The 23,866-nt window shown below is 66.3% G+C and carries 22 protein-coding genes and 1 riboswitch; of the genes, 20 read left to right on the forward strand and 2 right to left on the reverse strand.

Annotated elements, in window-relative coordinates; genetic code table 11:
• Positions 1 to 55 precede the first annotated feature (55 nt).
• The gene (locus ACZYVJ_RS08570) at positions 56 to 1,825 is read right to left on the reverse strand and encodes a nitric oxide reductase activation protein NorD (protein WP_463832907.1); all 1,770 of its coding nucleotides are present in this window, start codon (positions 1,823 to 1,825) and stop codon (positions 56 to 58) included.
• Between the two features lie 82 nt (positions 1,826 to 1,907).
• Here ACZYVJ_RS08570 and ACZYVJ_RS08575 point away from each other — a divergent pair, with 82 nt between their 5' ends.
• The 10 genes from ACZYVJ_RS08575 to metE all read left to right on the forward strand — a co-directional run bounded on the left by ACZYVJ_RS08575 (position 1,908) and on the right by metE (position 12,629).
• A complete protein-coding gene (locus ACZYVJ_RS08575; protein WP_463830611.1) occupies positions 1,908 to 2,882 on the forward strand; it encodes an SDR family NAD(P)-dependent oxidoreductase in 975 nt (324 codons plus the stop codon).
• Positions 2,883 to 2,997: 115 nt separating this feature from the next.
• Positions 2,998 to 4,146 (forward strand): acyl-CoA dehydrogenase family protein, encoded by a 1,149-nt coding sequence (locus ACZYVJ_RS08580; RefSeq protein WP_463830612.1) that lies wholly within the window; start codon positions 2,998 to 3,000, stop codon positions 4,144 to 4,146.
• Positions 4,143 to 5,264 (forward strand): acyl-CoA dehydrogenase family protein, encoded by a 1,122-nt coding sequence (locus ACZYVJ_RS08585; protein ID WP_463830613.1) that lies wholly within the window; start codon positions 4,143 to 4,145, stop codon positions 5,262 to 5,264. Before ACZYVJ_RS08580 ends, ACZYVJ_RS08585 begins: the two co-directional genes overlap by 4 nt.
• Positions 5,264 to 5,911 (forward strand): nitroreductase family protein, encoded by a 648-nt coding sequence (locus ACZYVJ_RS08590; RefSeq protein WP_463832908.1) that lies wholly within the window; start codon positions 5,264 to 5,266, stop codon positions 5,909 to 5,911. The genes ACZYVJ_RS08585 and ACZYVJ_RS08590 overlap by 1 nt, the downstream gene beginning before the upstream one ends.
• A gap of 138 nt (positions 5,912 to 6,049) precedes the next feature.
• Complete coding sequence (locus ACZYVJ_RS08595) at positions 6,050 to 7,327, forward strand: TetR/AcrR family transcriptional regulator (RefSeq protein WP_463830615.1); 1,278 nt, start codon at positions 6,050 to 6,052, stop codon at positions 7,325 to 7,327.
• A 97-nt stretch (positions 7,328 to 7,424) separates the two neighbouring features.
• On the forward strand, positions 7,425 to 8,267 hold the full coding sequence (locus ACZYVJ_RS08600; protein WP_463830616.1) for an SDR family oxidoreductase: 843 nt from the start codon (positions 7,425 to 7,427) through the stop codon (positions 8,265 to 8,267).
• Positions 8,268 to 8,304: 37 nt separating this feature from the next.
• Positions 8,305 to 8,958, forward strand: a complete 654-nt coding sequence (locus ACZYVJ_RS08605) for an SDR family oxidoreductase (RefSeq protein ID WP_463830617.1) — start codon at positions 8,305 to 8,307, stop codon at positions 8,956 to 8,958.
• A gap of 43 nt (positions 8,959 to 9,001) precedes the next feature.
• The gene (locus ACZYVJ_RS08610; protein ID WP_463830618.1) at positions 9,002 to 9,343 is read left to right on the forward strand and encodes an alpha/beta fold hydrolase; all 342 of its coding nucleotides are present in this window, start codon (positions 9,002 to 9,004) and stop codon (positions 9,341 to 9,343) included.
• Positions 9,340 to 9,879, forward strand: coding sequence for an alpha/beta fold hydrolase (locus ACZYVJ_RS08615; protein ID WP_463830619.1), 540 nt, complete (start codon positions 9,340 to 9,342; stop codon positions 9,877 to 9,879). The genes ACZYVJ_RS08610 and ACZYVJ_RS08615 overlap by 4 nt, the downstream gene beginning before the upstream one ends.
• A gap of 140 nt (positions 9,880 to 10,019) precedes the next feature.
• A riboswitch (cobalamin riboswitch) is annotated at positions 10,020 to 10,221 on the forward strand.
• Positions 10,222 to 10,358: 137 nt separating this feature from the next.
• On the forward strand, positions 10,359 to 12,629 hold the full coding sequence (gene metE, locus ACZYVJ_RS08620; protein ID WP_463830620.1) for a 5-methyltetrahydropteroyltriglutamate--homocysteine S-methyltransferase: 2,271 nt from the start codon (positions 10,359 to 10,361) through the stop codon (positions 12,627 to 12,629).
• 74 nt (positions 12,630 to 12,703) lie between these two features.
• Here the strand turns inward: metE and ACZYVJ_RS08625 are convergent, their stop codons facing one another.
• A complete protein-coding gene (locus ACZYVJ_RS08625) occupies positions 12,704 to 14,437 on the reverse strand; it encodes a DUF3556 domain-containing protein (protein ID WP_463830621.1) in 1,734 nt (577 codons plus the stop codon).
• Positions 14,438 to 14,560: 123 nt separating this feature from the next.
• On the opposite strand from ACZYVJ_RS08625, the gene ACZYVJ_RS08630 reads away from it, so the two are divergent.
• The 10 genes from ACZYVJ_RS08630 to ACZYVJ_RS08675 all read left to right on the forward strand — a co-directional run bounded on the left by ACZYVJ_RS08630 (position 14,561) and on the right by ACZYVJ_RS08675 (position 23,488).
• Positions 14,561 to 14,773 carry a hypothetical protein gene (locus ACZYVJ_RS08630; protein WP_463830622.1) on the forward strand — a complete coding sequence of 71 codons (213 nt, stop codon included), beginning with the start codon at positions 14,561 to 14,563 and terminating at the stop codon, positions 14,771 to 14,773.
• A gap of 178 nt (positions 14,774 to 14,951) precedes the next feature.
• On the forward strand, positions 14,952 to 16,319 hold the full coding sequence (locus ACZYVJ_RS08635) for a flavin monoamine oxidase family protein (RefSeq protein ID WP_463830623.1): 1,368 nt from the start codon (positions 14,952 to 14,954) through the stop codon (positions 16,317 to 16,319).
• Between the two features lie 181 nt (positions 16,320 to 16,500).
• Positions 16,501 to 17,955 (forward strand): HNH endonuclease signature motif containing protein, encoded by a 1,455-nt coding sequence (locus ACZYVJ_RS08640; protein WP_463832909.1) that lies wholly within the window; start codon positions 16,501 to 16,503, stop codon positions 17,953 to 17,955.
• A complete protein-coding gene (locus tag ACZYVJ_RS08645; protein WP_463832910.1) occupies positions 17,837 to 19,306 on the forward strand; it encodes a recombinase family protein in 1,470 nt (489 codons plus the stop codon). The genes ACZYVJ_RS08640 and ACZYVJ_RS08645 overlap by 119 nt, the downstream gene beginning before the upstream one ends.
• A gap of 472 nt (positions 19,307 to 19,778) precedes the next feature.
• Positions 19,779 to 19,988 carry a hypothetical protein gene (locus ACZYVJ_RS08650; RefSeq protein ID WP_463830624.1) on the forward strand — a complete coding sequence of 70 codons (210 nt, stop codon included), beginning with the start codon at positions 19,779 to 19,781 and terminating at the stop codon, positions 19,986 to 19,988.
• A complete protein-coding gene (locus ACZYVJ_RS08655) occupies positions 19,985 to 20,134 on the forward strand; it encodes a hypothetical protein (protein WP_463830625.1) in 150 nt (49 codons plus the stop codon). The genes ACZYVJ_RS08650 and ACZYVJ_RS08655 overlap by 4 nt, the downstream gene beginning before the upstream one ends.
• A gap of 206 nt (positions 20,135 to 20,340) precedes the next feature.
• On the forward strand, positions 20,341 to 20,745 hold the full coding sequence (locus ACZYVJ_RS08660; RefSeq protein ID WP_463830627.1) for a hypothetical protein: 405 nt from the start codon (positions 20,341 to 20,343) through the stop codon (positions 20,743 to 20,745).
• A 580-nt stretch (positions 20,746 to 21,325) separates the two neighbouring features.
• The gene (locus ACZYVJ_RS08665) at positions 21,326 to 21,508 is read left to right on the forward strand and encodes a hypothetical protein (protein ID WP_463830628.1); all 183 of its coding nucleotides are present in this window, start codon (positions 21,326 to 21,328) and stop codon (positions 21,506 to 21,508) included.
• A gap of 24 nt (positions 21,509 to 21,532) precedes the next feature.
• Complete coding sequence (locus ACZYVJ_RS08670) at positions 21,533 to 21,751, forward strand: hypothetical protein (RefSeq protein WP_463830629.1); 219 nt, start codon at positions 21,533 to 21,535, stop codon at positions 21,749 to 21,751.
• 315 nt (positions 21,752 to 22,066) lie between these two features.
• Positions 22,067 to 23,488, forward strand: coding sequence for a phage major capsid protein (locus ACZYVJ_RS08675; protein ID WP_463830630.1), 1,422 nt, complete (start codon positions 22,067 to 22,069; stop codon positions 23,486 to 23,488).
• The last annotated feature ends 378 nt before the right edge of the window (positions 23,489 to 23,866 follow it).

The following is a 23,866-nucleotide window of genomic DNA, read 5'->3' on the forward strand; positions in this document are numbered from 1 at the left end:
AGCTTCCCTTCTGCTACTTCCGGCGAATGGAGCCTAGCCGGAACAGATGTTTGTTTCAAGTGCCCCGACGGGCAGTGCTGACACTCTCGCGGGCCAACTGTGTTCTGGGACTTGGCATCACCGATATCCTGCGGCGAACCTCCGCCGAGCGCAGGGCGGACCTGAACAGCGGTCCGATCACACCGGCGAGCTGATCGGGGCGCCCGATGGTGGCGTGCGCGGTGCTGCCGAACACCCTGCGCAGCGATGGCACGTCGGTTCCCGCGCCGATCGTCAGGCACACGCAGCCGGTCCCCCGGCGGCGTGCCTCGGTCAGCGCCCGGCGCGCGTCCGCGGCACCGTAAGCCCGCTCGTAGCCATGGTCGTAGGCCAGGCCGTCGGAGAGCACCACCAACAGCCGCCGTGACGTCCCGCCGCGCGCCTCCAGGGTCGCCGAACCGTGCCGGATCGCCGCGCCCAGGCGTGAATACGCGCCCGGTTCCAGGCTGTTGAGCCGCCGGATCACCTGGGCGTTCAGCTGGTCATCGAACCGCTTCACCGGCACCACGCTCACCGCGCGCCGGCCCTGCGAGTAGTAGGCGTACAGCGCGACGCGGTCACCCAGGTCGTGCAAGGCCACGGTCAGGTTGGCGACCGCCGCGCGCTGCTGTTCGTGCACCGTGCGCCCGACCGTTCCGGGTTCGCCCGACGAGCCCGACACGTCGAGCAGCAACAACACCGAGAGGTCGCGCCTGCGCCGCAGGCTGTCGAGGTACACGGCCTCGTCGGGCACCGATCCGGCCCGCACCTCGACGCGGGCCTCGACGGCCGCATCGATGTCGATGTCGTCACCTTGCGGCTGCCGGTGCCGCCGGTGCAGGCCCATGCCGAGCCGCGACAGCGGCCGCCGCACCCCGATGGCGTCGTCGATGGCCTGGGTGGCAGAAGCCTTGATCTGCGGCTCGACCTCGCGCACCGTGCACCACGCCGGGCGGTAGCTCTTGCGCGCGAAGTCCCATTCCGGATACCGCACGCCGTCCTCGGCGGTTTGGCCCTCGCGATCGTCGGCGTCCCCGTCGTCGACGCCGGACGTCGAGGCCAGCGATGTGACGGCGTACGCGCCGCGCTTCCCGGTGTTGGTGCGGTGGGTCGGGCTGTCCGCGCCGGGCGGCCCGCCACCACTTCCGGTCTTGCGCGCCGACGAGAGCATCTTCTTCAACCACTTGCCGATGAATCCGCCCCCGCCAACGGGGCTGGTGAACAGGTCCGGATCGTCGGAGTCGTCGACCTCGCCGTCGTAGAGCTCCTCGAGTTCCGTTGCGCCATTACGCCGCGGCACATGGCCGGCCTTCGCCTCTTCGTTTTGGTTGGCCACCCGCGCACACGCCGACATCACCTTTGCCGCGCGGATCACGCCGAACTCCGGCGCCGGGTCCTCCAGCGCCACCCGTGCGGCGGCAATGTCGAGCGACCCGTAGGGCGAATCGCTGCGACCCGCGATGTCGCGGTCGCCCAGCGACGCCAAAACGCTTGGCAACAAAGGGGCGTTGGCCACCAGCGCGCGGTGGCCTTCGATAGAGAGGTAACGCTTCGCCAGCTTGCGGCGGCGAACCAACGCGCCCACCACGTCGGGCTCCAGGCTGCCGGCGGCGATCATCGACGCCTGCACGGCCACGGCTTTCAGCTGTGCGCGCGGCGCCGCGGCGGCGTCGACGTGGATCGTCTGGCCGTCGGTCCATGCCGGTTCCCCCGGCGGCAGCCCGGCGACCGCGACGGCCCGGCCAGCCAGCGCGGAGGCGAGCATGCGCAGGGCCTGCAGTCGGTCGGCACCGGCGTCGTCCCCCACGCTCAACCTCCGGATTGTTGACCAAATATCTGTTCCACCGTAAAGTCCGGCTGCACAGCAGTCAATGAATCAGGAGCACACGATGATTGACTTCACCGGCCGGGTGGCGGTGGTGACCGGGGCCGGTCGGGGACTCGGTCGGCTGTATGCGCTGGATCTGGCCCGCCGCGGCGCCGCCGTGGTGGTCAACGACCTCGGCGGCTCGATGCGCGGGGAGGGTTCCGACAAAGGCGTCGCCGACGAGGTCGTCGACGAGATCGAGCAGGCTGGCGGGACCGCTATCGCCTCGTATGACTCCGTGGACAACCCGGCCGGCGGCCAGGCGATCATCGATGCGGCGGTGGGCGCCTTCGGGCGCCTCGACGCTGTCGTCAGCAACGCCGGCATCTTCGGCAGCGTGCCCTTCGAGGACCTCTCGCACGACGACTGGACGCGAATGCTGCGCGTGCATCTCGACGGCGGCTTTCACCTGTCCCAGCCCGCGTATCGCGTGATGAAGAACAACGGCGGCGGACGATTCGTGTTCATCTCGTCGTCGGCCGGAATCTTCGGCCAGCCGATGGAAGCCCACTACGCGGCGGCCAAGGCCGGGTTGGTCGGGTTGACGAACGTCATCGCCATCGAAGGCGAAGCGTACGGTATCCTGGCCAATTCCGTTATGCCCACCGGGTTCTCGCGGATGGTCACCGAGACCGTCGGCGACGAGAAGTTCCTCGCCGAATCCGGATTCATGCAGGCGATCCAGCCCGAACTCGTCGTGCCGCTGGTGACGTTTCTGGCCAGCAAGGCCTGCACGTTCACCCACCGCAATTATTCGGCCGCCGCGGGCCGCTACGCGCGGGTGTTCGTCGGCCTCACCGAAGGCTGGCTCGCCGACGCCGAGGGCCGGCCTACGGCCGAGGACATCGAGGCCCATCTCGAGCAGATGTCCTCGACTGAGAAGTTCATCGTGCCGGAGTCGATCGTCGATGAGGTGCTGGAAGTGTGTGGGCGACGCGGCGTCAGCCCGATGCCGGGCAACGCGGAGGTCGCATTCCCCGCACCCCGAGGGGGCTGAACGTGGACGGCGAATTCGCGGCGGCGCGCATGCCCGCCAACATCATTGACCAGATATCCGCCCAACCGTAGAGTCCGGCTTGGTCAGGGTTTTACGACGCTGAAGACAGAGGAACGTGGACTTTTCATATCCGGCGGAAGTGGAACAGTTCCGCAGCGAGCTGCGTGACTGGCTCTCGCAGAACCTGACCGACGAGCTGGTGGCGGCGCGCCGGCCCACCGGCCGCGACGACGCCGCGTTCGAGATGTTGCGCGCGTGGAACGCGACGATGGCCGACGCGGGATGGGCCGCCGTATCCTGGCCGCCCGAATACGGCGGGCGCGGCGCAACGGTGCTCGAGCAGCTGGTCTACACCGAAGAGACCACGCGCGCTCGAGCTCCGATGCCGCTCAACGTGATTGGGCTCAACAACATCGCGCCGGCCATCATGCAGTACGGTACCGAGCAACAGAAACTCACGCTGCTCCCCCGCATGATGCGCGCCGACGACATCTGGTGCCAGGGCATGTCGGAGCCCGAGGCGGGGTCCGATCTCGCGTCGCTGCGCACCCGCGCCGTGCGAGACGGCGACGACTTCGTCGTCAACGGCCAGAAGATCTGGACCTCACTGGGACATCGAGCCGACTGGTGCCAGCTCTACGTGCGCACCGATCCCGAGGCGCCCAAGCACAAGGGGATCTCCTGCCTGATCGTCGACATGACGCTGCCGGGCATCGAGGTCCGCCCGCTGGTCACGCTCAACGGTGACGCCGACTTCGCCGAGGTCTTCTTCCACGACGTGCGGGTGCCGGCGGACGCGTTGCTCGGTCCGCTCAATGCGGGCTGGCAGGTGGCCACCACCACCCTCAGCCACGAGCGCGCCGGGGCCGCCAGGCTCTACGCGGAAATGCAGGTGCGGCTCGAAGAGCTGGTCAACGATCTCGCCGCGGCCGGCACCGGCGCGCTGGACGATCCGGTGACGCTGCGGCGCCTCGGCGAAATCGCGGTCCGCATCAAGTATCTCGAGGTCCTGTGTCAACGGTCGATCTCGGCGACACTGCATGGCGGTGACGCGTTGGGGTCGGCCAGCCTCGCCAAGACCGTGTGGGGCGAAATCGGTCAGGACCTGGCCGCACTGGCCTTCGACGCTCTGGGCACCCAGGGTCCCGGCGCGCCGTGGGCGAACTACCGTCTGACGTCGCGGTCGCTGACCATCGCGGGCGGTACCACTCAGATCAACAAGAACATCACCGCGCAACGAGTGCTGGGACTGCCGCGCAAATGAACCTCGAACTCACCGACGAACAGGTGGCGCTGCGCGACACCACACGGCGCTTCCTCGCCGAGAAGGCACCGATTTCGGAACATGTGCGCGCGCTACTCGACGATCCGGCCGGAACGGACGAGGCGGTCTGGCGCGGCCTCGCCGATCTCGGAACCACCGGCCTGCTGGTGCCGGAGGAGTACGGCGGCGCCGGCATGACGATGGTCGAGGCCGGCATCGTCGCCGAAGAGCTGGGCGCCGCCCTGCACCCGGGGCCGTGGTTGTCGACCGCGGTGGCCGCCGTGCGGGCGCTGACCCGGCTCGGGGACAACGACATCGCACCGAAGTTGTTGCGCGGCATCGCCGACGGCACCACCGTGGCCACCGTCTGCTTCCCGGATGCGGCGAACGCCTCGATCGCCGCGAGCCGGCAAGATGACGCGATAGTGCTGGGCGGCGAAATCGCCACGGTACCCGACGCCGCAGCCGCCGATGTTCTGCTCGTGGTCGCCGAAGATGACCACGGCACCGCGCTTTTCGCGGTACGGGCCGGCTCGTCCGGCTTGTCGGTCGCGCCCGAGCACGGCATCGACCAAACCCGCAAGCTGTTCCGCGTCATGTTCGACTCAGTACCCGCGCAGCGACTGGCCGCGGCGCCCGCGGACGACCTGGCGGCGGTGATCGACGACGTGCTGATCGCCACCGCGGCCGACGCGCTCGGTGCCGCGCGCGCCATCATGGGCCTCGCCGTCGAATACGCTAAAAGCAGAACACAATTCGGTCAGCCGATCGGCTCCTTCCAGGCCATCCAGCACCTGTGCGTGGATATGTTCGAGACGGTCGAGCTGGCCCGCAGCGGCGTGATCCACGCGCTGTGGGCCAGCGACGCGTTCCCGGCAGCCGACGGCCAATCCGGCGAAGAGCGCCACCTCGCCGCGATGCGCGCGAAGGCGTTCGCCGGGCGACTGGCCACCGTGGCCGACACCGCCATCCAGGTCTTCGGTGGGATCGGCTACACCTGGGAGCACGATGCTCACCTCTACCTCAAGCGCCTGCTGAGCTGGAGCGCGTTGCGCGGCGGACCCGACGAATACCTCACCGAACTCGGTGCGCGCCTTGCCAAGAGAGGCCGTCAGTGATGGATATCGAGTACCTGCTCACCGCGACGCCTTCGGCCCGCAAGTCGATCGACCTCGACGCGCCGGTGGACCCCGACGACATCCGCGACTGCCTGCGGATCGCCCTGCAGGCCGCTAACGGGTCGAATGCCCAGGCATGGCGCTGGCTGTTGATCTCGGATCCGGCGCTGCGCACCAAGATCGCCGAGCTGTATCGCCAGGCCTACCTGCTGCGCGTCGGTGGACAGCTGATCGCCGGCCTGATGCCCGCGGGAACTCCCGAGAGCCGGGTCATGTCGTCGACGGAGTGGCTGGTCGAGAACATGGCGCGCGTACCGCTGCTGGTAATCCCTTGCTATGAGCCCTATTTGCCTCGCATCGAGGGCGACGAATCGTTTCACCTGGCCACGTTGTACGGCTCGATCTTCCCGCCGGTGTGGAATTTCCAGCTGGCGCTGCACACCCGGGGATACGGGACGTGCATCACCACCCTGCATCTGCATCACGAAGAGGAAATCCGGATCCTGGTCGGGATCCCGCCGACCTACGTTCAGGGTTGTTTGTTGCCGGTAGGTCGGCTGCGGGCGGGCCGCACGTTCTCACCAGCGCCCAGGCGGCCGCTCGAGGAAGTGGTTGCGTGCGACCGCTGGGATGGCCCCCCGCTCTAGAATGGAGCTTTCACCGCTTTGTGCAGGGCATTCAGCGCGCACAGTCTGATAGCCTCTAACAAAGATTTGGTTCGGCAAGAGAGGACGAATGCGAATGTTCGCCAGCCCGCAGTCGTCCAGATTTGCACACCGCTAACCATGGCGAAGGCCGACTCACTGCGAGCCAGCGGCACAGCCGATTCTCCCACTCGCCGCGCCGAGATCCTGGCCACCGCCGCGTCTTTGATCGCATCCTCAGGGCTGCGGACGTCGCTGCAGGAGATCGCGGATGCCGCAGGCATTCTTCCCGGCAGCCTGTATCACCATTTCGAGTCCAAAGAAGCCATCCTCGTCGAGCTGATCTTGCGCTACCAGGAAGACCTGGAGCGCATCGGACGGTCCGCGCAGGAGAGATTGGACGGACCTGATGCTCGTCCGGTCGCCGACCAGATCATCGAGCTCGGGTCGGCGATCGCCAACTGCGCCGTCGAACACCGCGCGGCGTTGCAGATGTCGTTCTATGAGGGGCCGGGTACGGACCCGGAGCTGACCAAGCTGACGCAGCAGCGGCCCGTGGCCATCCAGGAGGCGATGCTGCAGACGCTGCGGGCAGGTCGGTGGAGCGGCTACATCAAACCCGACATCGATCTGCCGACGCTGGCCGATCGAATCTGCCAAACCATGCTGCAGGTCGGCCTCGACGTCATGCGCCACAGTTCGTCAGCCAACCAGGTGGCCGAGCTGCTGTGCCGAATCATCCTGCAGGGCTTGGCAACTCGCCCTCCAGCTGACTCGGCACTCGACCGGTCCAACGCCTTTGCCGCCGCCAATGACGTCATCGCGACATGGTCCGACGACAGCGACGCGGACCCGAGCGACAAGGCGGCGCTGGTGCGCGCGGTGGCGCGAACGGAATTCGGGCGCAGGGGGTACGAGGTCACCACCATCAGGGACATCGCCTCGGCGGCCGGCCTGGGCACCGGGACGGTATACCGGGTGATCGGATCGAAGGACGAACTTCTGGACTCGATCATGCGCTCTTTCGGCAAGAAGGTGGAGGCCGGCTGGGTCAGCGTGCTTCGTTCCGACGCCACCCCCACCGAGAAGCTGGACGCGCTGAGCTGGGTCAACGTCAATGCGTTGGATCAGTTTTCCGACGAGTTCAGGATTCAGCTGGCCTGGATGCGGCTGTCGCCGCCGACAGCGAATCCAGGCTGGTCCTACACGACGCGCCTGAGGCAGATGAAATCGCTGCTCTCCGAAGGGCTCCGCTCGGGCGAGATCGCGATGGAAGCCCCGTCGACCGCGATGCTGGCGCGCTGCCTCATCGGCCTGCAGTGGATTCCGGAGAACATTCTCCGCGAGATTGGCAAACGCCCTGCTTTGCTGCATGTTCGCGACACCGTCCTGCGCGGCGTCGCCGTCCGCGGCAACTAAACCTCAATTAACCCGCCCCGGTATTGAACCAAATAACTGTTACCCATACAGTTGAGCAGTTAGAACCGCGTTGGCATTATCCGAGAAGGGGATTTCCATGACCATTGTCGATCGGTTGCGCTACGACGGCAAGCGCGCTCTCGTTGTTGGTGGCGCGACTGGCATGGGCGCCGCGGCGGCCAAGTCAGCGGCCGAACTGGGTGCCGAAGTCATTGTGATGGACTACGCGCCGGTCGATTACAAGGTCGCCCAGTCCGTCCAGGTGGACCTACGCGACCCCGCATCCATCGATTCCGCCCTCGAGCAGGTCGAGGGCCCGATCCACGCGGTGTTCTCCGCCGCCGGCGTCGCGGACGGCACGATCGACCTGATGAAGATCAACTTCATCGGCCACCGCCACCTCATCGACCGGCTGCTGGAGCAGAACAAGCTGCCGAACGGCGCTGCGATCTGCTTCATCTCTTCGGTGGCCGGCATGGGTTGGGAGAACGACCTGGACCTGATGCTGGAATTCCTGGCCACGCCGGACTTCGCGGCGGCCGAGGCCTGGTGCCAGGCGCACGAGGCCGAAGGCATCAACCATTACGGCACCAGCAAGAAGGTGATCAACACCTACGTGGCGACCCAGGGCTATCCGCTGGCGAAGAAGGGCATTCGGATCAACGCGATCTGCCCGGGGCCGACCGACACCCCGCTGGCCCAGGCCAACGCGGACCTGTGGCTCAGCTTCGCCCAGGACTACCGCGACGAGACCGGCTCGAAGGTGCACACCCCCGAGCAGATGGGCGACGTGATGACGTTCCTCAACAGCGAAGCGGCCTGCGGCATCAGCGGGATCACGCTGCTGGTGGACTCCGGACACACCATGGCCTCGATGACCGGCGCCTACGCGCCCGGCAAGCCGATCATCGACATCATCATGGGCAAGGTAAAGCTGTAGCCCCGCTGCCGGGATCCGTCGCGCTACCGTCGGAGGGATGGCACGCATCATCGTCTTCGGCGGGCACGGCAAGGTCGCACTGCAGCTCGCCCGAATCCTGACCGAACGCGGCGACCAGGTGAGCTCGGTCTTCCGCAATCCCGACCAATCCGACGATGTCGCTGCCACCGGTGCCAAACCGGTGGTGGCCGACATCGAGCGGCTCGACACCGACGCGCTGGCTGACCTGGTGACCGGACACGACGCGGTCGTCTTCTCGGCCGGGGCCGGCGGTGGTGATCCGGACCGGACCTATGCCGTCGACCGCGACGCGGCGATCCGGGTGATCGACGCCACCGCACAGGCGGGCATCAAGCGGTTCGTCATGGTGTCCTACTTCGGCGCGGGGCCGGATCACGGTGTGCCGCAAGATGATCCGTTCTTCGCCTATGCGCAGGCCAAGGCCGCCGCCGATACCCACCTGCGCGACAGCGACCTGGACTGGACGGTGTTGGGTCCCGGCCGGCTCACGCTGGAACCGGCGACCGGCAAGATCGCGCTACGGGACGGAAACCGGCCCGAAAATGACTCCGTGTCCCGCGCAGACGTCGCGCTCGTCGCGGCCGCCGCGCTGGCCGACGATTCGACCATCCGGCGGACCATCGAATTCAACAACGGCGACATCCCGATCGCCGAGGCACTGGCTGGCTGACCCGGCCGAGTAGCGTGCAGTCCATGGGGGAAGCGCCGACGAAGTGGCAACCCGACATGGCCGACGTCTTGCCTATTTCGAAGTCGGAGATCCCCACGGACCGCTCGTCATCCATAATCACGGTGGACCCAGTAGCCGACTCGAGGCACGCCTCTTAGCGGATGCCGCGTCGAAGAATCGACCGCGACTCGTCTGTGTGGACCGACCAGGCATGGGTCAGTCCAGCCGTCAGAAAACACGCTCGTACTCCGGCTGGGCCGACGACCTGATGACGGTTGCGGATGCGTTGGGGTACCGCGAATTCGGGGTCACAGGCTGGTCTGAGGGCGCCCGTGGGCACTCGCTGCGGCCGCCTACATCGATCCCATTCGACTGCGTCACGTGAGCAGCATCGCGGGTGGAAGTTACGGAGCGTTCGGTGACAACTGGGCAGCCGGTCACCTTTCCAAAATCGACGCACTGGGCGGTTCCCTTGCACTGCGTATGAAACCCGCGTTCAGCATCATGTACGCCATCCTGGGCGTAACCGCCAAACACTTCCGCGGATCGTTCGTCAAACAAATACGAAAGATCGTCAACGATTACGATCGGCAGATCCTGCTTCGCCCGGAGATCGAAACCGCCTTCAGCGAATCGTGCGCCGAATGCTTCGCTCACGGTTCGGGCGGATTGGTGCGCGACGCTGAAGTCCTTTATCGGAGTTGGGCTTTCGATCTGTCGACAATCGGACGCCGAGTCCACATGTGGCAGGGACTCGATGACCGGCTTGTCCCGGACCTCATCAATAAGGCGGTGGCCGACGCAATGCCTGGCGCGGTGTGGCATCCGGTCGCTGATGCCGGGCACTTCGTGGCCGTCGGCGTCGCGGACGAAATCTTCGCCATCGCTGCCGAGGAGCTGGGCGGTCGGCGGACTCGTTGACAGGTATCGCGAGTGACACTGGCCGGCGCTCAGCACCGATCCGCGAACGTTTGGCGCCCGCCCGGACCTGGCTGACTGACCCCGCCGGAGTAAGCTACCTTACGCAGCTGGTCTGCTTGCGCCGCAACGGCGGCGTGGGCATCGAGCGAGGCAACGTTAGTAACGCTTCGTGAGAGGGAACCCGGTGAGAATCCGGGACTGTCCCGCAACGGTATGCAGGAACGACCGCCGTCAGAGTTTTTGGCAAGCACTGGTCGCAAGACTGGGAAGCGACGGCCATTAGGAGCACCACCGAAGTGCGCGCCTGCGAGTCCGGAGACCTGCCAGCCGTGCCGGGCGCGCCGCGTCCGGCGGCTCATCGCCTCGAGGAATGGGCGTTCGGCTGCAGTCGTTGCGATTGGTACCTGGGTACGCACCGCCAACGGATTGGCTGCACGTCCGCCGGCGGTGACCACCACGCCGATTGAAGGACGAATAACGTGACCCCTCAAGCATTCACCGCAACGGTTGTCGGCTCGCCACGCATCGGTCCCAAGCGCGAACTCAAACGCGCCACCGAGGGCTACTGGGCCGGACGCACCAGCCGAGCCGATCTGGAAAAGGTTGCCGCCACACTGCGCCGCGACACCTGGAAGGGCCTGGTCGACGCTGGCCTGGACTCGGTGCCGGTGAACACCTTCTCTTACTACGACCAGATGCTCGACACCGCGGTCATGCTGGCCGCGCTGCCGGCCCGGGCCGCGCAGGTCCCCGACGACCTGGACCGTTACTTCGCCGCGGCGCGCGGCAATAAGGACGTCGCGCCGCTGGAGATGACCAAATGGTTCGACACCAACTACCACTACATCGTTCCCGAGATCGGGCCGGAGACCACGTTTTCGCTGAACCCCGACAAGGTGCTGTCGGAGCTGAAAGAGGCTCGAGGTCTTGGGATTCCGGCCCGCCCGGTGGTCATCGGCCCGGTGACGTTCCTGCTGCTGAGCAAGGGCGTCGACGGTGGCGGCGCGCCGATCGAGCGGCTCCAGGAGCTGATACCGATCTATTCGGAGCTGTTGTCGCTGCTCGCCGACAACGGCGCGCAGTGGGTCCAGCTCGACGAGCCCGCGCTGGTCACCGACATCTCCCCCGACGCGCCGGCTTTGGCCGAGGCGGTCTACAACAAGCTGGGCTCGGTGAGCAACCGGCCGGCCATCTACGTCGCCACCTACTTCGGTGATCCCGGCGCCTCCTTGGCCGGGCTGGCCCGCACGCCCGTGGAGGGGATCGGTGTCGACCTGGTCTACGGCGCCGACACGGCAGTGGCGGCGGTGCCGGAGCTGGCCGGCAAGACCCTGGTCGCCGGTGTGGTGGACGGGCGCAACATCTGGCGCACCGACCTGGAGTCGGCGCTGGGCAAGCTGACCACCCTGCTGGGTTCGGCGGCCCACGTGGCGGTCTCGACGTCCTGCTCGACGCTGCACGTGCCGTACTCGCTGGAGCCCGAGACCGGCCTCGATGACGCGCTGGGCAGCTGGCTGGCGTTCGGACAGGAGAAGGTCGCCGAGGTGGTGACGCTGGCCCGGGCACTACACGAGGGCCGCGACGCGGTCGCCGACGAGATTGCCGCGTCCAACGCCGCGGTGGCGTCCCGCAAGAGCGACCCGCGCCTGCACAACGACGGGCTGCGGGCTCGCATCGATTCGATCGTCGCGTCGGGAACGCACCGTGGTGATGCGGCTCAGCGCCGCGCCAGCCAGGAAGAGCGGCTGCATTTGCCGCCGCTGCCGACCACCACCATCGGGTCGTTCCCGCAGACCGTCGAGATCCGCAAGGCCCGCGCCGCGCTGGTCGCCGGTGAGATCGACGAGGCCGAGTATCAGAGGCGGATGAAGCAGGAGATCGCCGACGTCATCAAGTTGCAGGAAAGCCTCGGGATCGACGTGCTGGTGCACGGCGAACCGGAGCGCAACGACATGGTGCAGTACTTCGCCGAGCAACTGGACGGCTTCTTCGCCACGAAGAACGGCTGGGTGCAGTCCTACGGCAGCCGGTGCGTGCGGCCGCCGGTTCTTTTCGGCGATGTGATCCGCCAGCACCCGATGACGGTGGAGTGGGCCAAGTATGCGCAGTCGCTGACCGACAAGCCGGTGAAGGGCATGCTGACCGGTCCGGTGACGATCCTGGCGTGGTCGTTCGTCCGCGACGACCAGCCGCTGGCCGACACCGCCAACCAGGTGGCGCTGGCCATCCGTGACGAGACCGTGGATCTGCAGGCCGCGGGCATCGCGGTGATCCAGGTCGACGAGCCGGCACTGCGGGAGCTGCTGCCGCTGCGTCGCGCCGATCAGGACGACTACTTGCGTTGGGCGGTAGGGTCTTTCCGGTTGGCCACCTCCGGCGTCGCGGACTCCACCCAGATCCACACCCACCTGTGCTATTCGGAATTCGGTGAGGTGATCGGAGCCATCGCCGACCTGGACGCCGATGTGACGTCCATCGAGGCGGCACGCTCACACATGGAGGTGCTGGACGATCTGAACTCGATCGGCTTCTCCAACAGCGTGGGGCCGGGCGTCTACGACATCCACTCGCCGCGGGTGCCGAGCACGGACGAGATGGCCGAGTCGCTGCGCGCGGCGCTGCGGGCCGTGCCCGCCGAGCGGCTGTGGGTCAACCCCGACTGCGGGTTGAAGACCCGCAACACCGACGAGGTGAATGCGTCGCTGAAGAACATGGTCGCCGCCGCGCACCAAGTTCGCGCGAAGGCTTAGGTTTTCGGGTTTTCGCGAGCGTAAGCCCACTGCGATTTCCGGCGATTATTCGCAGGGGGCTTACGCTCGCGGACCTACTCCGACTTCTCCGAAACCAGTTCCACCGGAACGTCGTCGGCCCACGGCTGGCGGACGACCATGTCGGCGACCCGGACGATGCCGCGCTCGAATTCACCCGTCGCCGCGTCGACCAACCGGTACGCCTGCGTCTGCTTGTGAATCGGTTGTGCGTCAAGCAGAACCACGCGGACCTCGCCCGGTACGAAGTGGCAGCGCTCCTGCAGGGCGGCGATCAGTTGCTCGTTGTGCATGTGGCCGTCGCCGAAGTTCCAGCCGATGGCGGTGCTGCAGATCCGTTCGCCGTCGGTGATGACGTAGTCGTCCTCGTTCTGCCCCGCCATGGCGCGGTGCGCCAGCGTGAACAGCGCGCGGCCGTGAGTGTTGAAGCCGCGGAACGCATATCCCATGTAGATCGGGATCTGCGCCGCCTCGGGGCTGCCGTAGAACCGCTCCAGCTGGGCCTGCGGCATGCTGGCGATCGCCACGATGCCCCTGCCGATCTTGTCGCTGGCCGATGGCTTGATGCACCACAGCGTGGTGTCCCAGTTGCCCGCGTAGTAACGCATCCCGAGCAGGAAGGAGATCTTGCGCGGAAACATGTTGCCCAACACGACGATTCCCGCAATGACGACGAACAGGACCGCCACCACCACCGGGTGCCGCAGGTCGCTCAGCCCGATGTGGGTGTGCGCGACGAACAACGACAACACCCCGAAGATCATGAAGACGTTCCACTCCAGCGGGACGCCCATCGGGATCGAGACCAGGATCCCCAGATGGAAACAGACCATCGCGATGGCGGCGATCGTAACGGGCCAGCCGCCGTGACAGAAGAACAGCGGTATCGGCACCAACATTTCGATGGCGGTGCTCAGGTGCGCCAACCATCGCGACAACCGTCCGGGCCGCAAATCATCCGGAAAGCTTTCGAAGAAGCGCCGTTTCAGCCAGCGGGGCCGCACCAGCGGGTTGTTGGACATCATCGTGGAGATGACGAACGGAAAGTGTTTGTTGAGCTTGGATGTGGCGGCGCCCATCCAGATCACCAGGAACACCACCTTGGACCCGACGATCATGTCGGGCGCCGCGAACAGGAACGTCACCGCCATGGTCGCGTACACCTCGCCACGGGCGGCCAGGAAGATCACCTTGTCGCGCAGGCCGACCACCGCCAGCAGCAGCAGGATCAGCACGATCTTCCATGCGGGCAGCAGCCCGATCCTGGTGCCCAGTTCAGGTATCGGCCCGGTGCCGTCGGCGAACAGCGCCGCCAGCGTCACCAGAAGGAAGAGCCCGTACAGGGCGACGTCGACCGGCTTGCGCTTGGTGCCCTTGGTGAGCGGGACCCGATCCGGCCATGGTGGCAGCCGGATGGTGCCGAAGCGCATCCAGTACAGAATCGAGCCCATCGGCGGGAAGAACCGGTTGTTCAAAGGGCCGAAGCCGCAACCCAGCCCGATCACCTCGAACAGCATCGTGTAGAGCACGACCTTCTCGAACACGATCGGCTCCGACCACCACGACGCCACGCGCGTGAAGCCGCCCAGGCCGTCGGTGGCCGACGCGAACAGCCACGCACCGAGGATGTACAGCAGAATTTTGACGACATAGAACAGATGCAGCACGACCGGCGTGCCGAAGCCCACCTCGGCCCAGTGCTTGGCCATCGGCCGGATCTTGTCGCTACGGGTGCCTTTGTTCCATTCGGCCATGTCGAGCTGCGGCAGCTCGGGCTTCAGAAATCCCATGGTTTCACAGACTAGAACGTGTTCTAGGGCTACGTGCTGCAACCTTGGGAAGAAACCTTTGCCTGCACCTTTGGCGCAGCTACCGTTGAAGGCGGTCGGCGTGCGCTTAGGGGGATTTTCATCATGAGCAGGCCTTGGTCCCTCGGATGGGCAACAGTTGCCGCCATCGTCGCGATCACGTCGGCCGCCGAAGGCCGTGCCGATCCGCCGCTGCCCGGTGATGAGTGCACGGTATTGCACTCGATCGCCCAGGACGTCAACGACAGACCGATGTGGTGCAACCCGACGACCACCGGACCCCATGCCCTGGTGTGGCAATACGGCGGGCCTTCGTAGCGGTTGCCGACCGATTAGTCTGTGCGCCAACTCTTTTCAGTCACATTCGGCGCTGGTCTCGAACACCCGCGGACGGCCGGGCGCGCGAACTCCCGCAGAAATCTGCGTTAACCGGCCCCCGCGGACACTCGACCCGTGTACTTTGCTGCTTGGGGTGGACGAGGTTGAGGAGCCAGCCGTGTCTGAGGTCGACTATTGCGTGGTCGGAGCCGGATTCGCGGGTTTGACGGCCGCTTTGCGGCTCAAACAGGGGGGCCACTCGGTGGCCTTGCTGGAGGCGCGTGATCGGGTCGGTGGCCGCACCTTCACCGAGACCCGAGCCGACGGGACATGGATCGACCGTGGCGGCGCGTGGATCGGTCCGGGCCAGGACCGAATCTATGCGCTGATGCACGAGTTCGGCGTGCCGGAGTACAAGCAGCACAACGATGGCGACGCCATGATGATCGTCCGCGGCAAAAAACACCGCTACGGCGGCACCATCCCATGGACCGTGAGCCCGTGGGCGGTCGCCAACCTCGGGCTTGGTTTGGCGACCATCGAAAGGATGGGCAAATCTCTTCCGCGCGAGGCCCCGTGGGAGGCGAAGAAGGCCCATGAGTGGGACCGCATCAGCATCGCGCAATGGATCGAAAAGAATTCCATGTCCTCCGAAGCCGCCGAGATGCTGGACATGGCCTTTGCCGGCCTCTACACCTCGGCAGCGTCGGAGACGTCGTTGCTGTGGGGGCTGCTGCAGACGGCCTCGGCGGGCGGGCTCACCTTCGCGATATCGGGCAAGGGCGGCTCGCAAGATGCCCGCCCGGTCGGTGGAATGGGGGCGCTGCACCGTCCGATGGTGGCCGAACTGGGCGACGCGCTGCACCTTTCGCAGCCGGTCCGGCAGATCACCCAGGATGGCGACGGTGTCACGATCACCGCCGCCGATCTGACGGTGCGCGCGCGCCGCGTCATTGTCGCGATCCCGCTGGCGATCGCCACGTCGATCCTGTACGAGCCGATGCTCCCGGTGGACCGAGCATTTCTGCACCAGCGCATGCCGAGCGGCGCGGTCATCAAGACCTCGGTCATCTACGACGAGCCGTTCTGGCGCGCGGACGGATTCTCCGGCCAGTCCGCGGCGCCGGGGTCCCCGGCCACCCTGACCATCGACGCCTGCACCGACACCGGAAACCCGGGAATCATGTGCGTCATCACCGAAGGGCCTGCGGCGCGCCGACTGACACGACTCGACGAGGCCGAGCGCAGAGCGGTAGTGATCGACGAACTCGTCGACCGGTTCGGCAGCAAGGCCAAAGCGCCGCTGGAGGTGCACGAACAGAACTGGACGGTGGACCGCTATTCCGGTGGCGGAATGATCGGCCACGCCCCCACCGGCGTGCTGACCGAATTCGGTTATACCTTGCGCGAGCCGTGCGGCCGGATCCATTGGGCAGGCACCGAGAGCTCGGCCGTCATGTGCGGGTGGATCGATGGAGCGATCCGCTCCGGCGAGCGCGCCGCGGCCGAGGTGACCGATGCCGAGACCACCGCCGTCGTCGCATAGTCGAATTTCGCCGGCTGTCGGGTGGCACGAACTTCCGCGGCGGTCAGGCCAAACCACTTGCACCACTGTCGTTTCAGTGGATCCGGCAACGCGTTTTGTCAGTGGGGCGCGGTAGCATTCGAACATGGGTTCGACAGACCAACCGCGCAGCCCCGTTATCACGGTCGAGCAGGCGGCGCACATGACCTTGACGGACCGCGAGGGGGTCGAAGAAGCCATCGATGCGCCGCGCGCGGCGGTGTCGTGTTTGCAGGGACATTCGTACGAGGGGCTGACCACTCCGGAGCGTTTGAAGCTTTTGGAGATACTCGAATGCGAAACACGCAAACTCCAAGCTTTTAGCCATCAACTGATCAATCAGATCGCCGAGCAGTCGAATTCGGTCGAATTGGGTGGCAAGCTGTCCTGGGTATTGGCCGACCGGTTGCACATCACGCGTGCGGAGGCCGGTCGCCGCATCGCCGAGGCCGCCGATCTTGGTCCGCGTCGGGCGCTTTCCGGTGAGCCGCTAGCGCCGGTGTTGCCCGCCACCGCGGCGGCGCAGCGGGACGGGGCGATCGGGGCCGACCACGTGGCGGTGATCCGGCGGTTTTTCCACCAGTTGCCTGAGTCGGTCGACATCGAGACGTGTGAGCAGGCCGAGCGGCATCTGGCGGTCAAGGCCGCCGGATTTCGGCCCGACCAATTCGCCAAACTGGCCCGGCGCCTGCTGGATTGTCTCAATCCCGATGGCAGCTACACCGATGGGGACCGGGCACGGGTGCGTGGGCTGGTGCTGGGCACTCAGCAGGCCGACGGTATGTCGCGCCTGAGTGGTTGGTTGACACCGGAGGCGCGTGCCGGCTGGGAGGCGGTCCTGGCCAAGCTGGCCGCCCCCGGCATGTGCAACCCGGACGACGAGCAGCCAGTCGTCGACGGCGCCCCGTTTGAGGACGCGATGCAACGCGACACCCGCAGCGCCGCCCAGCGCAACCATGACGGCCTCAATGCCGCGCTGCGCGCGGTGCTGGCCAGCGGAAAACTGGGCCAGCACAACGGGTTACCGGTATCGATCATGGTCACCACCACGCTCGACGACCTCGAACACACCACCGGCAAGGGCCTCACCGGGGGCGGCACCCTGCTACCGATGTCGGATGTGATTCGGCTGGCCCGCCACGCCCATCATTACCTGGCGATCTTCGACAAGGGCATAGCGCTGGCGCTGTATCACACCAAGCGCCTGGCCTCGCGCGGACAGCGAATTGTCTTGTACGCCAAGGACCGTGGGTGTTCGCATCCGGGTTGCGACGTGTCGGGCTACTACTGCGAGGTCCACCACGTCACCAGTTATGCCACGCGACCCAGCACCGACATCGACGAACTGACCTTCGCGTGCGGTGGTCATCACCCACTGGCCGAGAAGGGCTGGACCACCCGAAAACGCGTCAACGGCGACACCGAATGGATCCCGCCGCCACACCTCGACCGTGACCAAGCGCGAACTGCTGAAGTACCCTTTAGACATGGACGCCGCCATTTACCTCCGAACCAGCGAAGACAGGTCGGGCGAGCAGCTCGGCGTTACCCGGCAACGCGAGGACTGCCTTGCGTTGTGCCAGGAAAAGGGCTGGATTCCGGTCGAGTACCTGGATAACGACACCAGCGCCACCAGCGGCACGCCCAGGCGCGACTACGAGCGGATGCTGGCCGACATCCGGGACGGTCGTCTGGGGGCGGTGGTCGCCTGGGACCTGGACCGGCTGCACCGCCGCCCGATCGAACTGGAAGCGTTCATGGCGCTGGCCGACGAGAAGCACCTGGCGCTGGCCACCGTCAGCGGCGACGTCGACCTGTCGACTGCTCAGGGCCGCCTGGTGGCCCGGTTGAAAGGCAGCGTGGCCGCCCATGAGGGTGAGCACCGCAAGGCTCGCCAGCTGCGCGCGACCCGCCAGCTGGCCGAACGCGGGGTTCCCAACTGGACGCGGGCATTCGGCTACACCCCCGAGCACCAACCCGACTGCCCGCGCGACTGCAACAGCAAGCGCCACCGTGACCCGGTGACCGCGCCGCTGGTGAAGCAGGCATACGCGGCGGTGCTTGCCGGGGCCAGCTTGGGTGACGTGTGCAGCCTGTTCAACGATGCCGGCGCGCAGACCGAGCGTTGGATGCGGCCGCGCGACACCGATGGCAATCCCATCCGGGACGCCGAGCCGGTGGTGGAGCGCCGCCCGTGGACGCCAACTGTGGTGTCGAAGTTTCTGCGTAAGGCCCGCAACGCTGGGCTGCGGACATACGGTGTGCGCTACGGCGCGGTGACCCGTGACAGCGTTGTGGGCAAAGGCAATTGGCCCGCGCTGGTGGACGAAGATACTTTCTGGGCGGCCCAGGCGGTGCTGGACGCCCCCGGTCGCGCTCCGGGCCGCAAGAGCGTACGCAAGCACCTGTTGACCGGCGTGCTGGGTTGCGGCAAGTGCGGCGGCTATCTGTCGGGTGCCTATGTCGGGAAGGCCACCAAAGCGCTGACCTACATCTGCAAGGGCTGTCACGGGATCAACGTGCGCGCCGAGTACGTGGAACCGCTGCTGCTCGACATCGTCGGGGGCCGACTGGCGATGGCTGATGCCGCGGACCTGCTCAAGGCCGAGCAGCACGACACCGAGCAAGCCGAGTCACTACGTGCACAGGCCAATTCGCTGCTGGTCCGGTTGGATGAGATCGCCGACGAACGCGCCGATGGTCTGCTGACCGGCCGCCAGGCCCAACGGGCGACGGAGCGGATCAACGCCAAGCTGGCCGTGATCGAGCACCAGCAGCGCGACGCGGAGCGGGTGCGGGTGTTCCGCGATCTGCCGCTGGGAACCCCGGAGGTGGTGGAGGCGGTGCGGTCGCTGTCGCCGGATCGCTTCCGCGCTGTGATGGAAGTGCTGATGGACGTGACCGTGGCACCTGTTGGTAAGAGTGGGCGCGTGTTCAATCCCGACCGACTTGTGGTGTCCTGGCGCTGATTCGCGTCTCCCCGTGAGAGTCGCATTCCCGCGTCCAGGGGTGGTTTGCGGCTTCCCCCGATAGTTTGCGACTTTCACGGGAAGGCGCGACCTGTCTACCAGGCCCTTTGTATTCCGCACTTTCCCCGATACTCGCGCATTTGAGAGTTTCCCCAATACTCGCAACCCATTCGGGACTTTCACGGAAACTCTTGACACGCACGCCATTTCGACGCTTGACGGCAGCGTGTTGTCGACTCACTATGGTGGTCGACACGCTAAAACCCCCAGCACCACGACCTGGTCAGGAATGAGGACCGAGTGACCAGGACAAAGGCCTAGCTGGTTTGAGCGAACCTAGGGGCGGTTCGCATCCAACCTAAGGCCTTGTGCTGCTATGCCATTGACACCCGAACAGCGCCGACTTCGAGCCTCCAACGCTGCCCGCGCCACCTGGGCCAACACCAAAGACCGCTCCGGACGCGGCCGACACATGACGCGGGGGAACTGGGAAAAGCACTACCGCCAGACCAATCCCGCGCTGCCCGACGACAAGCGCCGCAAGCTGGCCGACGCCGCATACAAAGCCGAGATGAGCGAGAGGGGGCGTCGCGGCGGCGCTGTGACCCGCCAGAAGAACGACGAGCGCCGCGCCGCCGAACGAGCCCGCCAACAGCACCACACCCCCGGCGACGCGGCATGACCACCGCCACACCGGCCCAGAGCGACCACAGCGGCCACGACGCCTACGTGCAGCGTGTCCTGGCCGAGGCCAAACCCCTGACCGCCCAGCAGCGAGCCCAGCTGGCCGAGCTGCTACGCCCCGTGCGACGGGCCGGTGGCAAATGAGACACGAAACCGACTGGGGCACACACCCTGCAGCGGCGACCGCCAACACGGGCCCCACAGAAAAGGAAAGGCCCCGCTACCGGCAAGAAGCGGGGGCCAATCACTTAGGTAATGCCTTCCAGGCCTCTAGATATACCACCCGCCGCCGACTGGGGGAAGCCGACACGCGCCGTGCCGGCGCGGACGCGGAAGCGTGGTGGTGATCCATGGGCCGCAGAAACCCTATTTACGTTGCGGGACAACCGATCCGCCAAGGAGTTACCTGGCTTTCCGACGAGCTGATCCGTTTGGGTGCCCACGAAGACGCGCTTGGATCGGACGGGTTCGCGGTGATGTCTTACCTGCTGTCTTGTGCCTGCGCGCCTGGTTCCAACCGCCGCCCATGGGAGACCTCACCGGCCGCGCTGTCCGAGCAATTCGGCTGGGGTCAGAACCGAGAGCGTGCCAGGGCGGCCATCGCCAAGGCGGAGAAGGACCACAGGCTGGTCCGGCGCAAGTTCGTGCGCGACGGCAAGGAGTTGCCCAACCGATGTGCGTATGTCGTGTGTGCGGGCGGCCGGCGGTTCACCGACGAGGAGTTGTCGCTGTGGTCGCGGCCGATCGAATGTTGACCAAGCTGCACGGTTTCCGTGCACCTTTGGATCGCGGAACGTGCACGGAATCCGTGCACCTTAGACCCTCCAAGCTGCACGGGTTGGGGTGCAGCTTAAGCCCCCTCCAAGCTGCACGGTTTCCGTGCAACTTAAGGTGCACGGTTTCGGTGCACCATTGGACAACCTACGTACTTACGTACGTGGACAACCAAACCCGTCATGCACTGCGTGCACGACGGATCAAATACCCTTCCGCAGCTTGCTTACCGGGTTACGCAAATCGGGGACTGTGTGGCGACCCAACGACCGCGCGAGGAAAGACGACGGTTCCACGGAGAGTCGCGGTTTCACGGAAAGTCGGGAAATTCACGTGAGAGCCCGCAGCAGCAGTGGTTTCGCCCACTACGTCCAAGCGGCCTGTGACTGCCGGCCCGGCGTTGTGTGCTCGTTTTGCCGCGCTGCCAGCCACGGACACCCCAAGAAGGGGCGGAAAACGCGGCAGCGTCGCGGCCAGCCGGTCGCAATCGCCCGCGTTGGCTACCGCGCCGCCCACGCCCGAGTCCGGGCCGCCCGGGGTCGCGCGTCGGACCAACCTTGCGTGGGTGATTGCGGGGGTCCAGCAGCCGAGTGGGCTTACGACAACGCCGATCCCGATGAACTGGTCACCACCGTCAACGGCAAGCCCAGGCGGTACAGCCTGGACCCCGACAGGTATCAGCCGATGTGCCGCCCCTGCCATCGACGCTTCGACCACACCCACCGTGTCATCGCCACCTGGTGACCCAACCCCCGAGAGGACCGCACGATGAGCAACGAGGCCGAGTTTTTCGATAACGACGACTGGCACCCCGACGACCGCGAGCAGGCGGCCGAGGTGTACCTGCTCGACCGGCAGCTTGACGACGAGCAGGAGGCCCTGGAACGCCTGGCCGCCACCGATCCAGTTGGGCTGACGTGGTTCGGCGACCGCGACGACTGGGTCGACGCGCGGTTGGCCGGCGCGCGGAAGGACAAGCCGAAGTGAGTGCGGGCGTGGCGGTGTGGCTACTTGTCGGCGCTGCGGGGTACTCTGCGAGTGCGTTCGGCCTAGAAGCAGCCCGCTCCGTATGGAGTCCGCCGTCGCGGTTGGGTCCAGGGGACCCGCCGCGGCCAGCCCGCCGAAAACGCACCGCCGCCGCCCAGCGTCAGCTGCCCGGATAGGCAATCCCTTTGCGTGCCAACAACACGCAGACTCCCGCATGGTCACCCGCTGCCGGTTCCTTGGCTTTGACGGCGGTGGGGACCATGTCGGGGCCCGAAATTTCCCGCAGCCCTGACTGATTGAGAAAGACGAACGACCATGACGATTGCAACGATTACCCAGCTGACACGCGAACAGTCTGTGGCCAGGCTCGAACAGATCGACGCCCGGCTTGACGCGCTGTCGGGGAAACGGCGGCTGAGCAAGGACGACGAGACCGAGGCCAGCGAGAGCATGGCCGAATTTGAGGCCCTGCAGCGTCATATCGAGAAGCTGGACCGCGCGGCTGTGATTGCCGCGGCTGCCGGGGAAGGTGGCGCAGGTTTGCGGTTGGAGCGGGCGATTGACCCGCACGCGGGCCGTGACCTGCTCGCCGACAACGCCGCCCAGTCTGCCCGGGACGCGGCGCTGCGGACGGTGGAGCGGTCGCTGAAGGCCGGCGCGTTGGACGCGCGCAGCGCCGAAGCGGTCGAGCGGCTGTGCGAGGACGGCAGCGAGCTCGAACGGTCGTGGATGCAGCGGTGGGTACGCGACAGCGGCTCGCCGGAGTACCACAGTGCTTTCCGGAAGCTGTTGGTGCACGGTGAGGCCCGCGCTGGGCTTGAGTTCACCGCTGCCGAGCGGGCCGCCTATGAGCGGGTCGCCCGGTTGAAGCAGGAGCAGCGCGCCATGTCCTTGACGGACTCTGCGGGAGGATTTTTGGTGCCCTACGAAGTCGATTTTCAAATCAACCTGGTGTCCTCCGGCAGCATCAACCCGCTGTTGCAGTGGGCCAGGACCGTTCAGTCGGTATCGGACATCTGGCATGGGATCAACAGCAACGGCGTGGTTTCCGAGTGGCTGGCCGAGGGGGCGGAGGCCGCTGACGCCTCCCCGGTGCTGAGCGAACCGTCGGTGCCCAACTACAAGGCCTCCACTTGGATCGAATTCTCGGTGGAAGTGGCGATGGACGCGGTCAACCTGGTTTCCCAGCTGGGACGGCTGATCTCGGACTCCCAGCTGCAGCTGCTCAACGAGGCCTGGACCAACGGCGGTGGTGTGGGCGGGCCGACCGGCATCGTCACCAAGCTGACCGGGTCGAGCTCGGTGGTCAACGCCGGTACTGCCGCGACGATCTCGGCCAACGACCTCTACGGCGTACAAAATGCCTTGGGACCCCGGTGGCAGGCCGGCGCGAAGTGGCTGGGGAATCTCGCGGCCATCAACGCGATTGCCGCGTTGGAGACCCCTAACGGTGCGATCCGGTTCCCGTCGATCCAGAACGAGCCGCGCACCCTGTTGGGCCGCCCGGTGGGTGAGGCATCGAACATGGACGGCACCCTGGCCGCTGGCACCACGCCGTTGATTTACGGCGACTGGAATCAGTTCGTGATCTCCCAGCGGGTCGGCACCAGCGTGGAGTTCGTGCCGGTGGTGTTCGGCCCCAACCAGCGCCCGACCGGCAAGCGTGGCCTGTGGGCCTGGTCGCGGTGGGGTTCCGACTGCATCAACACCAGCGCCTTCCGCATGTTGAAGGTGTGACCAGACGTCCCCCGCGAGGGGCTGTAGTCGCCCCACCCTGGTGGGTTGCGTCAACGAAAGTCGCGTGGTGTAGCTCTCGCGGCCCCTCGCGGGGGACCCCCACAACTGAATAACGACACAGATTTCCGTGGAGGGGGTCAACGTCACGGCGTGTGGTCGCGCGGGATAACCCGGTAGACAATAGCTGCGCGCTGTGATCCCAGGGCACGGGGTCCCCCTCCACGGAACCCCCTAGTCTCCCGTTGGCCGGGGCGCAATTGGTGGGCCACTACCTGTGGTTCCCCCGGTCAACGGGACCGACCCTGGGCGCGGCCACCGTGCGCGGCCCACAGCGACACCCACCAGGCTTTCCTCCTTGGGGCTTGGTGGGTGTTCGCT

The organism is Mycobacterium sp. IDUB_3 (assembly GCF_055419585.1).